Consider the following 12,245-nt stretch of genomic DNA (forward strand, 5'->3'; position numbering starts at 1 on the left):
CCAAGACGGCCCATACCGGGAGTACCTCGACCATGACCTTCCTCAGCACAATCAAGGCGGCGGCGCTGTCCGCGGCGATGATCGTGTCGGTGGCCTTGCCGGCCGCCCACGCCGACGAACAGTATTTCCCGCTGCAGAGCTATCGCGTCGGGCCTTATGCGGCCGGCGGCACCGGCTTCTTCGGCGGCTTCATCGATTATCTCAACCTCATCAACATCCGCGACGGCGGCGTCAACGGCGTCAGGCTGACCTGGGACGAATGCGAGACTCAATACGAGGTCGAGCGCGGCGTCGAATGCTACGAGCGGCAGAAGAGCCATGCTGGCGCAGCCGCCTGGAACCCGCTCTCGGTCGGTATTGCCTACGCCATGATCGACCGCATCACCGCCGACAAGGTGCCGCTGATCACGGTCAACCACGGCCGCACCGACTCCACCGATGGACGCGTGTTCCCTTACGTTTTCCCGCTGCTGCTCAATCCCTACAGCGAGACGTCAGGCATCGTGAACTACATCGCCTCCAAGGAAGGCGGCATCGACAAGCTGAAGGGCAAGAAGATCGTCGTGCTCTATCACGGCTCGCCCTACGGCAAGGAAACCATCCCGATCTATGAATTGCTGGCGCAGAAATACGGCTTCACCGTGCAGCAGATCGAGGTGCCGCATCCCGGCAACGAGCAACAGTCGCAGTGGCTGACCATCCGCCGCGCCAAGCCGGACTTCGTCGTCCTGCGCGGCTGGGGCGTGATGAACCCGGTGGCGCTGAAGACAGCAGTCAAGGTCGGCTATCCCGTCGACCATATCGTCGGCAATGTCTGGTCGAATTCGGAAGAGGACGTGATCCCGGCCGGCGACGCCGCCAAGGGCTACACCGCCATCACCACCCAGGCTTCCGGCAACTCCTACCCGGTGGTGCAGGAGATCGTGAAGACGGTCTACGGTGCCGGCAAGGGCAATCTGGAAGACAAGTCACGTATCGGCTCGGTCTACCACAACCTCGGCATCGTCAATGGCATCCTCAATGTCGAGGCGATCCGCGTCGGGCAGGAGAAGTTCGGCCACCGCACCCTGACCGGCGACGAGGTCCGCTGGGGCTTCGAGCATCTCAAGCTTGATCCGGCCAAGGTCGAGGCACTCGGCGCCAAGGACCTGTTCCACTCCATCAACGTCAGCTGGGACAACCACGAAGGCGAAGGCTACGTGACCTTCCAGCAATGGGACGGCAAGAAATGGAACGTCGTCTCCGACTGGATCGCGCCGGACTGGGCGCTGCTGCGGCCGATCATCGAGAAGTCCGCCGAGGCTTATGCCGCCGAGAAAGGCATCAAGCTGCGCACCGCGGACGATGCCAACGCTGTCACCACCAACTGATGAGCCAATGCCGGGCGCAGCGGATCGGTTTCGCAGCGCCCGGCCTCTTTCGGCTCATCGAGCCACGGAATGAGAGCCTATGTCGGACGATGACGTCATTCTTGCCGTGGACACGGTCCATGCCACCTACAGCCACGCCATCACGGCGCTGCACGGCGTCAGCTTCGAGCTTCGGCGCGGCCAGATCCTGGCATTGCTTGGCGCCAACGGCGCCGGCAAGACCACGACGCTGAAGGCCGTCTCCAACCTGCTGCCGGCCGAGCGCGGCCAGGTCAGCGCCGGCACCGTCCGCTATGACGGCGGCGATGTCTCGCGCCGCAAGCCGGCCGATCTCGTGCGTGCCGGACTGGTGCAGGTGCTGGAAGGCCGCCACTGCTTCAAGAGCCTCACCGTCGAGGAAAATCTGATCGCCGGCGGCATCGGCCGCAGTGGCCGCCGCGCCGAAATCAATGCGGATCTCGAGCGGATCTATGGCTATTTCCCGCGCCTTGGGGAAAAGCGCCGGACATTGTCCGGGCTGACTTCGGGCGGCGAACAGCAGATGACCGCCATCGGCCGGGCGCTGATGTCGCGGCCGCGTCTGCTGGTCCTCGACGAACCGTCGATGGGGCTTTCCCCGCTCATCGTCCAGGACATCTTCCAGACGCTCAGAAAACTCAACCGCGAGACCGGCCTGTCGATCCTGGTCGCCGAGCAGAACTCGGCGGTCGCCCTCAGATATGCCGACCACGCCACGGTGCTTGAAAACGGCGTCTCCGTTCTCTCCGGCGCGGCTGCCGAGCTTCGCCAGCGCGAGGACATCAGGGCCTTCTATCTCGGTCAATCGACCACCGGGCAACAGGCATCGCCCGCCGCCAAGCCAGCCCATCTCCATGCCGTTGCCTGAAATGAAATCCGAAGGAGCAGTGAAATGACCGTTTCGACCGTCAAGACCGACCAGGCTTCCGCCGCCGTGCCGCCAGTCGCGAGGCCAACCGCACCGGCGCACATCATCAGGGATGACGCCGAAGCGATTGCGATTGCCCGCGCGCTCGCCGCCGAATTCGTCAAGGACGCCTCCCGGCGCGACCGCGAGCGGATCTGGCCGGTTGCCGAACTCGATGCGTTTTCGCAAAGCGGCCTGTGGTCGATCAATGTGCCCAGAGCATTCGGTGGCCCTGAATTGTCCTATGCCACGCTCGCCAAGGTGATCGAGATCATCTCGGCGGCGGATTCTTCGATCGGCCAGATTGCCCAAAACCATCTCGGCGTCGTCGCCGCCATCCGTACCGTTTCCGACCCGGATCAGCAGAAACTGCTGTTTGCCGAAGCGCTGAAGGGCACGCGGTTCGGCAATGCCTTTTCCGAGTTCGGTTCGAAACGCGCTGCGGATTTCGAAACGCGCTTCACCGATGCCGGCGACCATGTCGTCGTCAATGGCCGCAAATTCTATTCGTCCGGCGCGCTGCTCGCTCATCTCGTGCCGATCGTGGCACTCGATGACCAAGGCCGTGCCTGGTATGCGATCGCCGACCGTGGCGCACCCGGACTGACGGTCATCGACGATTGGTCGAGCTTCGGCCAGCGCACGACGCTGTCCGGCACCGTCATCATCGACAACGTCAAGGTGCCGAAGACCCATCTGGTGCCCGGCTACAAGGGTTACGACAAGCCGACCGCCGACGGCGCCATCTTCCAGATCATTCAGGTGGCGGTCGACACCGGCATCGCCCAGGCGGCGATCGACGAGACCGTCAGTTTCGTCAGGACCAAGAGCCGCGCCTGGATCGACAGCGGCGTCGACAATGCCTGGGACGATCCCTACACCATCCAGGCCATCGGCGACCTGACGCTGCGCCTGCACGCGGCGCAGGCGTTGCTCGAAAAGGCCGGCCTGGCAATCGACCGAGCGGTGATCGAGCCGACCGCCGAGACTGTAGCGCACGCTCAGATCGTCACCGCCGAGGCAAAAATCCTGTCGACCGAAATCGCCATCGCCGCCACGAACAAGCTGTTCGAGCTGGCAGGCACACGCTCGACGCTGGCCGAACACAATCTCGACCGGCATTGGCGCAACGCCCGCACGCACACGCTGCACGATCCGGTGCGCTGGAAATATTCGATCCTCGGCAAATATTTCCTCAACGGCGAAAATCCGCCGCTGCACGCCTGGAGCTGATTTCCCACCGGCGGGCGGGCGGCCCGCCACGTCAAACCTTCGACTATCATTTCCCAAGAGGCCCACTGCCATGTCAAACCCAACAGTCGTCGGCTTTTCCGGCAACATCACCCGGCCTTCAAAGACGCGCGCCTTCGTCGATCTGGTCGCCAGGGACATTGCCGCCAGCCACGGCCTGTCGGCTGTTACCTATGATATCGAGGATCTCGGTCCGTCGCTGGGCACGGCGAAATGGGCCCGCGATCTCGACGGCCAGGCGCGCGCGATCCTGGAACAAATCCTCGCCGCCGACGTCCTTGTCGTCGGGTCGCCGACCTACAAGGGCAGCTATACCGGCCTGTTCAAGCATTTCTTCGACCTGATCGATCCGGCGGCGCTGCGGGGAAAGCCCATCGTGTTGACGGCGACCGGCGGTGGCGAGCGCCATGCCTTGATCGTCGAACATCAGCTGCGGCCGCTGTTCGGCTTCTTCGAAGCCTTCACACTGCCCACCGCCGTCTACGCCACCGATAAGGATTTCACCGACGGCGTGCTGCGCTCCGAGGCCATCCTGAAGCGCGCGGCGCAGGCGGTCGACGAGGTCGGTTTTGTGCTGGCCAATTGCTCGGCGGGCAGGATCGCGGCCGAATAAACGAAATCGTCGCGCAATTTACGACCGCCCGCTAAAAACGTTTCTGTCTGATTCGTCTGGGACAGGAACGTCATGAGCAAAGCCCTCACATCCTTCGCACTCGTCGCGGTGCTGACCGCCTTGCTGATGGCGCTGAGCCTGGCTGTCGCCAGGCATGGCTATCCCTATGGCGCGATCGGCGTCAGGCGCCTTGACGGCATTGCCGATGCCGGAGTGTTCGTTCCGCTTGCCGCTGTCTATTTCTTCAGCGCGATGCTGATGATGATCCTGCCGATCAGGGCGGCCGGCATTGTCCTGACCCATGCCGCAGACGCCCTCTTCTGGACCGTGATCGCGCTGTTTGCGACCATCGTCGGCTGTCTGGTCGCCAGATGGGCTTTCGGCCAGGGCAGTGCCGTGTGGGCACTGCTGAACTGGCGATTCCTGTTTGCCGCGGCGATCGTCGGTTGCCACTTCGTCATGAACGAACTGCGCCGCAACGTCCTGCTGCGCAGCCTGTTTTTCGCCGTCTTCGCGGCAGCGACGCTGGCCTGCCTGTTCTGGTCGTTCACGCTCTGAACGGGATCGTACCGTCGCTGGCTAGTCGACTGATCCGGCGGCGATGTGACCGGCGGCCTGCTCCATCCATGTCCAGAAATAGGCTGCAAGACCACGGTCGACATGGATGCGCAGTCTATCCTCATGACGATAGGCGATGGCGCTGATGCCGGCGAAGGAAAGTGCTGCACTGGCACTCGCTTGGCTGGGATCGAGCGTCGTTCCCCGCGCGATGAACGTGTCGAGCGCCCTTCCCTCGACCTCGAACACCTGCAGCCCGGCGCTGATCGCCGTCACCGCGAACCCTTCTGCGTGCCAGCCCGTGGGGATGGCAAGGGGGCTGTTCGAGACGACGAGCAGCCGGTCGCGCGCCATCCGCACCGCATAGCGGTCGCCCTGCGCGGCGCCAAAAGCGCCCACGCCGGTTCCGTCGACGCCGGAACCCCGTGCCCACGCGTCGAGGTCGCCGCTGACCATCAGCTGGTTGAGGGTGAGGACTGCTTGTATCGCAAGGCCCGGCGTGGTGATGACCGCGCTCTGCCAGTCCGGTGCAACAGACCATTTTTCCGCGAGATCACGCATGCAGCCGGTCCCCTGCCGGGTCGAAGGCGCAAGGGGCCGTAATCGTCGCCGCCCGAACCTTGCCGAGGTGCTGGATTTCGATCGCCTCGCCATGACGCGCCGCGCCGCGCTCGATCAGACCAAGCGCCACGGCGCGGCCAAGCGTCGGGCTGTGGTAGCTCGAGGTGACAAAACCCTGGCTGCGCAATCTGCCGTCGATCCGTCTGATACCGTGCGCACCAGTTGGCAGCGGCGCTTCGCCTTGCGGCACCGCCAGCCCGACGAGCTGCATGCGGTCGCCGCGCGACGCCTCCTCGGTGAACAACGAGCGGCGGCCGACGAACTCGGTCTGGCGTTTGGCACGCGGGCCATCGACGCCGAGATCATGCGGCAGCGTGGTGCCGTCAGTGTCCTTGCCGATGACGATAAAGCCCTTTTCGGCGCGCAGGATCATCAGCGCCTCAAGGCCGATAACGATGGCGTCGAACGTCTGGCCGGCCTGGCGCAGACGCGTCCATAGCGGTTCGGCGCGGTCCGCGCGGATCGAGATTTCATAGCTCCGGTCGCCTGTGAAGCTGACGCGGGCAATGCGGACCTCGTCGCCGGCATAGGTTCCATGACCGATCGCCATATGCGGCAGATCGGTGTCGTCGAGCGAAAGGCCGAGATCCAGTTTCTCCAGCAGTTTTCGGGCGTTCGGCCCCGAAACGGTCAGCGTCGCCATTTCCGATGTGGCGTTGTGGATAAAGACGGCGTCGCGACCAAAACGGTCCTGGCGCCATTCCTCCAGCCGCGCATGCACGGCAGCGACATGCGAGGACGAGCACGACACGACGAAGCGATGTTCGTCCAGACGCACCAGCACGCCGTCGTCGAAGACCACGCCATTCTCCGACAGCATGAAGCCATAGCGGCAGCGGCCCGGCTTCAGCGTCGACATGGTGTTGTAGTAGAGGAAATCGACGAACGCCGCCGCCTGCGGTCCGATCACCTCGATCTTGCCCAGCGTCGAACCGTCGAACAGCGCGACCGACTGGCGGGCGCGCCGCGCCTCGTCCGCGATCGAATGCTCCGCGTCCGCGTCGCCGCCATAGTGGGCCGGGCGCAGCCAGCCGCCATATTCCTGGAAGACGGCGCCATTGGAACGGTGGACATTTTCGAGCGGCAGCCGGCGCACCGGCGCCATCAATTCGCCGACGCGCGCGCCGGCAAAGCTTGCCAAAGGCACCGGCGTGAACGGCGGCCGATAGGTGGTGGTGCCAACCTCCGGCACCGTGCGGCCGGTGATCCCGGCCATCAGCGCCAGGCCGGGCAGGTTGGATGTCTTGCCCTGGTCGGTCGCCATGCCGAGCGTGGTGTAGCGCTTCAGATGTTCGACCGAGACGAAGTTTTCGCGTGCCGCCAGTTCGACGTCCTTCACCGTCACGTCGTTCTGGTAGTCGATCCAGATGCGCCCCTTCGAGCCCGGCATCGGCCATGCCGGGAGAATGCCGCCTGTCGCCTCCGGTCCGGTGCTGCGTGGTGTTGCCGCGTTCCCCTGGCCGGCGAATGCCTTTCCCACGCCAGCAAACACATCCGACAAGGAGACCGCACCGGCTGCCGCACCTGCCACGGCGATGCCGTCGACCGGATCGCCCGGCAGGAAGGTCGCGCGCGCCTCGCTCCAGGCGAGCTTGCCCTTGGCTTGGCCAAAGAGATGAATGGTTGGCGTCCAGCCGCCCGAGATCAGCACGCAATCAGCATCGAATCTGGTGCCGTCGTCGAGCGTCACACCGTCGACGCGCAGCCTGCCGCTGGCGGAAGCAAGGGCACGCCCTTTCACCAGCCGGACATTGGCCGGCGCGGCAGGCGTGCCGTCACGCCTGAGGTCGACGAGCGTGACTTCGGCGCCAGCCTCGGCAAGCGCCCCGGCCACCTCATAAGCGCTGTCATTGTTGGTGGCGACGACAATGCGGCGGCCGACCAGGACCGCATGGCGCCTGAGATAGGCAAGCGCCGCATCCGCCGACATGATGCCCGGCAGGTCGTTGTTGGCGAAAGGCAGCGGCCGCTCGATGGCGCCGGTTGCCAGCACGATCTGGCGCGGCCTGGCCCGCCACAGCGTATCCGGCCGGCCGTCGAAATGACGCTGGTTCAGCCCCACCAGATTGTGGTCGTAAATGCCGAAGGCGGTGGTCGAAGACAGGAACAGCTGACCGGCAGCGGCAAGCTCTGCAACCGTCTCCTCGATCCAGGCGGTCGCAGGCTTGCCATCGATCTCACCGGCACGATGGCCGAGCGATCCGCCGGGAACCTGCTGGTCGTCCACCAGTGTGACGGTCAGACCCGCACCCGACGCCAGTCTTGCCGCCGCCAGCCCGGCCGGTCCCGCGCCCACCACCAGCACGTCGCAATGATGGTTGATCTGGTCCGCTGTGCCCGGCGAGGTCCAGTCCGCTACCTTGCCCAGCCCCGCCATGGCGCGGATGCGCGGCTCGAATCTGTGCCAGTCCGGCCACATGAAGGTCTTGTAGTAGAACGCCGCCGGAATGAAGCGCGCAAAACGGTCGAGGAAGGCGTTGCGGTCGGCCAGCGCATTGGGTGTGGCGTTGACGCTTCTCGCCACCAGCCCGTCGCGCGCCGGCTCGGTCGTGGCGCGCGTGTTGGGCGTCGCCCGCAGGCCGCCAATGTCGACCAGCGCGTTGGGCTCCTCGACGCCGGCGCCCCAGATACCGCGCGGCCGATGATACTTGAAGCTGCGGCCGACGACCGCGACATCGGCAGCCAGCAGCGCCGATGCGATGGTGTCGCCGGCAAAGCCGTGCACGGTGGTGCCGTCGAAGCTAAACTGGATCGGGCGCGAGCGGTCGATGGCGCTGCCGCCGGTGGCAAGACGCGAGGCGGTCACGCCGCGTGCTCCCCGCCGAGAGCAGCCGAGGACAGCACCTTGTGGGTGACGGTGTCCCGCTCCAAGACGAAGAACTCGCCGCAGTTCATGTGCACCCAGATTTCGCGCGCAGTGCCTTTCGGATTGGTACGCAGATAGAGGTAACCAGCCCAGCGATCGATCGGCACATCGGCGCCATCCGGCCTGATGTTGCCGGCATCGCCGCCATAGTGGAATTCGGTCTCGTCACGCGGGCCGCAGAATGGGCAAGGAAAGAGCTGCATGATTGCCTCTAATGCGCGATGCCGGAGCCGGCCGCTTCGTCGATCAGCCGCCCGCTGGCGAAGCGATCCAGGTCAAACGGACGGCTGATGTCATTGTGTTTGCCTGACGCCAGCAAGTGCGCCAGCAGCGTGCCGCCTGCGGGGATGGCCTTGAAGCCGCCCGTGCCCCAGCCGCAATTGAGGAACAGTCCCGGCAGCGGCGATTCGCCGATGATCGGCGAGGAGTCCGGCACGACATCGACAATGCCGGCCCATTGCCGCATCAGCTTGAGCTGGCCGAAGATCGGGAACATCTCCAGCAGGCCGGCAATCACCGTCTCCAGCGTCGGCAGGTTGCCGCGCTGCGCATAGGAAGGAATGCGGTCGAGCCCGCCGCCGATGACGATCTCGCCCTTGTCCGACTGGCTGACATAGACGCCGCAACCGGGCGACAGCACCACCGTGTCGAGGATCGGCTTGACCGGCTCGGAAACGCAGGCCTGCAGCGCATAGGAATTGATCGGCAACCTGAAGCCGGCCTTGGCCGCCAGCACCGACGAGTGACCCGCCACCGCCATGCCGATGCGCTCGGCACGGATCGCGCCACGCGACGTCTGGACGCCACGGCAGCGGCCGCCCTCGATGATGAAATCGGTGATCTCGCAATTCTGGATGATGTCGACGCCGAGCCGGCTCGCCGCCCGCGCATAGCCCCAGGCGACGGCGTCATGGCGCGCCGTGCCGGCCCTGCCTTGCCAGATGCCGCCGAACACCGGGAAGCGCGCGTCCGGCGAAAAATTGTAGATCGGCGCCACCCGGCGCACATCCTCGGGAGAAAACAGCTCGGCATCGATACCGTTGATCTGCATGGCGTTGACGGTGCGCGCGCCGATCTCCAACTCGGCGGTCGAGTGGCACAGATTGACCATACCGCGCTGCGACAGCATCACATTGTAGTTCAGGTCCTTGGCCAGCCCCTCGTAGAGCCGGTGCGCCAGCCCGTAGAGCTCGACGCTTTCCGGATAATAGTAATTGGAGCGCACCACGGTGGTGTTGCGGCCAGTGTTGCCGCCGCCGATCCAGCCTTTTTCCAGCACAGCCACCCTGGTGATGTTGTGGTTCTTTGCCAGGTAATAGGCTGTCGCCAGCCCATGGCCGCCGCCGCCGATGACGATCGCGTCGTAGGCCGGCTTCGGCTCGGGCGAGCGCCAGGCCTGCTTCCAGCCGGTCTGGCCGGCCAGGCCCTCCTTGAACAGCGACAGAGCGGAATAGCGTCGGGTCATGGCGTGCCGGACAGGCCTGATTTTCGGAAAGGAACGGGGATCATCGCATGGTCTTCTGCACCGACGGCACCGGTTCGATCGGTCATGCCCGCATCGCCTTGCCCAACGGATCGTATGGCGACGAAGCGATGACGCGCGCACCTCTTTCGACGCCGACGATGTGGGTTGTCAACTGGGTATTGATATCGGCCGCCTCGCGCTCGACCAGCGCCATGGCGAGGCTCTTGCCGACCGTATGGCCATAGCCGCCGGAGGTGACGAAGCCGGCAAGCCTGCCTTTGTTCCAGATGGGTTCGTAGCCACTGGCATCGGCGTCCACCGCGTCGATTTCGAGCGTCACCAGCGTGCGCCTCGGTGGAGCCTTCTGCTCGTTCAGCGCCGCCTTGCGCCCGATGAACTCGCCCTTGTCGAAGGCAATCCAGCGGTCCATGCCGGTCTCGGCCGGCGTATAGTCCTGCGTGAACTCGCGCGACCAGATGCCAAAACTCTTTTCGAGCCGCAGCGAATTGACTGCGCCGAAGCCGTATTCGGTCACGCCCAGATCCTTGCCTGCCGTCAGCAGAGCGCGGCGCAGGCCCGCGTGCTCATTGGCCTGGCAATGGATCTCGTAGCCAAGTTCGCCGATGACCGACAGCCGACCGACCTTGGCCCGCACCAACCCGACATCCAATGTCCTGCAGGCGAGAAAGCCGAAGGCCTCGTGCGAGACATCGTCATGTGTCAGGCGCTCCAGCAGCGTTCGCGCATTGGGTCCGGCCAGCGAGAAACCGACGGCCGCATCCGAAATGTCGCGGACGGTGACGCCGTCGGCGAGATGCTGTTCGAACCAGCGCATGTGCCACTGGCGCAGGTAGTAGGACCCCATGACCCACCAGGAGCCATCGCCCCAGTTGAAGACGGTGAGGTCGCCCTTGAGCTTGCCGTTTTCACCCAGCATCGGCGCGAGTTTGACGCGACCCGGCTTGGGCAGCGCACAGGCGAGCAGCCGGTCGAGCCAGGCTTCCGCCTGCGGCCCGGTGATCTCGTAGCGCGAGAAGGCGGTGATATCGAGCAGGCCGACACCTTCGCGCACCTTGCGGCATTCCTGTGCGACAATGTCGAAGGCGTTGGAGCGCTTCAGCGTCGGTGTCTCGACGAAGCCTTGCGGTGCGAAATAGAGCGGCACTTCCATGCCCCAGGAATTGCCCCAGCGCGCGCCGGCGGCGTCCATGGCGTCATGCGCGCCGGCCGTCTTCAAGGGCCGTCCCGCCGGCAGCTGCTCGTTGGGATAGCTCATGACGAAGCGGCGCGAATAGAATTGCCCGGTGGTCTGCCTGATGTATTCGCGGTTGGAGGCGAAGTCGCCGTAACGGGCGATGTCCATGCCGTAGACGTCGGCTTCCGGCTCGCCATGGATCATCCATTCGGCAAGCGACTTGCCGACGCCGCCGCCCTGCAGGAAGCCGGCCATGACGCCGCACGCCACCCAGTAATTGGGCACGCCGCGCACCGGGCCGACCAGCGGGTTGCCGTCCGGCGAGAAGGTGAAGGCGCCGTTCACCCAGCGCTTGATGCCGGCCGTCTCCAGGCAAGGATAACGGCTGAAGCCGAGCGCCAGCTCGTCGGCGATGCGGTCGGTGTCTTCCTGGATCAGTTCGATGCCGTAGTCCCACGGCGCGCCATCCATGTTCCAGTGCTTGTGGTTGATCTCGTAGATGCCGAGCAGCAGGCCCTTCTGCTCCTGGCGCATGTAGGTGAAGCCTTCGAGATCGACGATCAGTGGCAATTCCTTGTCCAGCGCCTGGATTTCGGGCAGCGCCTCGGTGACGAGATAATGGTGCTCCATCGGTGACACCGGCAGGTCGATGCCGGCCATCCTGCCGACCTGCTTGGCCCACAGCCCGCCGGCATTGACGACGTGCTCGGCAATGACCGTGCCCTTCTCGGTGACCACGTCCCAGCAGCCGCCGGCGCGGCGGTTCAGTGCCTGCACGCGGTTGTGCTCGATGATGTCGGCGCCGCGCAGCCTGGCTGCCTTGGCATAGGCGTGCACGACGCCCGAGGGATCGATATGACCCTCGCGCGCGGCATAAAGCCCACCCAGCATGCCGTCGGTGTTGAGGATCGGGCAGCGCTGCTTGATCTCATCGACGCCGACCAGGTGGACATCGTCGATGCCCATGGTCTGGAAGATGCGGTAAGAGGCCTTCAACCATTCCCAGCGCTCCGGCGCCGAGGCGACCGAGATGCCGCCGGTCATGTGCATACCGATGCTCTGGCCCGATTCCTTCTCGACTTCGGAGAGCAGGTCGATCGTGTAGGCTTGCAGGGCGGCGATGTTGGGATCGGCGTTCAGCGCATGGAACCCGCCGGCCGCATGCCAGCTTGAACCTGACGTCAGCACCTCGCGTTCGATCAGCGCGACGTCGCTCCAGCCGAATTTCGCCAGGTGATAGAGCACCGAGGCTCCAACCACGCCGCCGCCGATGACGATCGCCCTATATTGGGATTTCATCCTGTCGCACTCCACCCAGTCATGGCGACGCAACCTAGTGGCATTGTACATCAGTGTCTAGTACCTTGCGCGGCTTCGCACA

Annotated in this window: 10 protein-coding genes; 5 read left to right on the forward strand and 5 right to left on the reverse strand. The window is 64.9% G+C overall.

All coding sequences use genetic code 11. The annotated features are described in order from the left end of the window. Positions 1-32: 32 nt before the first annotated feature. The 5 genes from ACFOJ9_RS36295 (at position 33) to ACFOJ9_RS36315 (ending at position 4,717) form a co-directional block, all read left to right on the forward strand. Positions 33-1,370: an ABC transporter substrate-binding protein gene (locus ACFOJ9_RS36295; protein ID WP_378986592.1), complete on the forward strand. Its 1,338-nt coding sequence runs from the start codon at positions 33-35 to the stop codon at positions 1,368-1,370. Between the two features lie 79 nt (positions 1,371-1,449). Continuing rightward, positions 1,450-2,256, forward strand: coding sequence for an ABC transporter ATP-binding protein (locus ACFOJ9_RS36300; protein ID WP_378986594.1), 807 nt, complete (start codon positions 1,450-1,452; stop codon positions 2,254-2,256). 24 nt (positions 2,257-2,280) lie between these two features. Beyond that, positions 2,281-3,528: an SfnB family sulfur acquisition oxidoreductase gene (locus ACFOJ9_RS36305; protein ID WP_378986596.1), complete on the forward strand. Its 1,248-nt coding sequence runs from the start codon at positions 2,281-2,283 to the stop codon at positions 3,526-3,528. A 70-nt stretch (positions 3,529-3,598) separates the two neighbouring features. Next, a complete protein-coding gene (gene msuE, locus ACFOJ9_RS36310) occupies positions 3,599-4,159 on the forward strand; it encodes an FMN reductase (RefSeq protein ID WP_378986598.1) in 561 nt (186 codons plus the stop codon). 72 nt (positions 4,160-4,231) lie between these two features. Continuing rightward, positions 4,232-4,717 carry a hypothetical protein gene (locus ACFOJ9_RS36315; protein WP_378986600.1) on the forward strand — a complete coding sequence of 162 codons (486 nt, stop codon included), beginning with the start codon at positions 4,232-4,234 and terminating at the stop codon, positions 4,715-4,717. Between the two features lie 21 nt (positions 4,718-4,738). On the opposite strand, the gene ACFOJ9_RS36320 is transcribed toward ACFOJ9_RS36315, so the two are convergent. The 5 genes from ACFOJ9_RS36320 to ACFOJ9_RS36340 all read right to left on the reverse strand — a co-directional run bounded on the left by ACFOJ9_RS36320 (position 4,739) and on the right by ACFOJ9_RS36340 (position 12,163). Further along, positions 4,739-5,278, reverse strand: coding sequence for a hypothetical protein (locus ACFOJ9_RS36320; protein WP_378986602.1), 540 nt, complete (start codon positions 5,276-5,278; stop codon positions 4,739-4,741). Next, complete coding sequence (locus tag ACFOJ9_RS36325; protein WP_378986604.1) at positions 5,271-8,144, reverse strand: sarcosine oxidase subunit alpha family protein; 2,874 nt, start codon at positions 8,142-8,144, stop codon at positions 5,271-5,273. Before ACFOJ9_RS36325 ends, ACFOJ9_RS36320 begins: the two co-directional genes overlap by 8 nt. Then, positions 8,141-8,407 (reverse strand): sarcosine oxidase subunit delta, encoded by a 267-nt coding sequence (locus ACFOJ9_RS36330; RefSeq protein WP_378986606.1) that lies wholly within the window; start codon positions 8,405-8,407, stop codon positions 8,141-8,143. Before ACFOJ9_RS36330 ends, ACFOJ9_RS36325 begins: the two co-directional genes overlap by 4 nt. 8 nt (positions 8,408-8,415) lie before the next feature. Then, on the reverse strand, positions 8,416-9,669 hold the full coding sequence (locus tag ACFOJ9_RS36335; RefSeq protein WP_378986608.1) for a sarcosine oxidase subunit beta: 1,254 nt from the start codon (positions 9,667-9,669) through the stop codon (positions 8,416-8,418). An 82-nt stretch (positions 9,670-9,751) separates the two neighbouring features. Further along, positions 9,752-12,163 (reverse strand): GcvT family protein, encoded by a 2,412-nt coding sequence (locus tag ACFOJ9_RS36340; RefSeq protein ID WP_378986610.1) that lies wholly within the window; start codon positions 12,161-12,163, stop codon positions 9,752-9,754. Positions 12,164-12,245: the final 82 nt, after the last annotated feature.

Source organism: Mesorhizobium cantuariense (assembly GCF_042647205.1).
Lineage (GTDB): Bacteria > Pseudomonadota > Alphaproteobacteria > Rhizobiales > Rhizobiaceae > Mesorhizobium > Mesorhizobium cantuariense.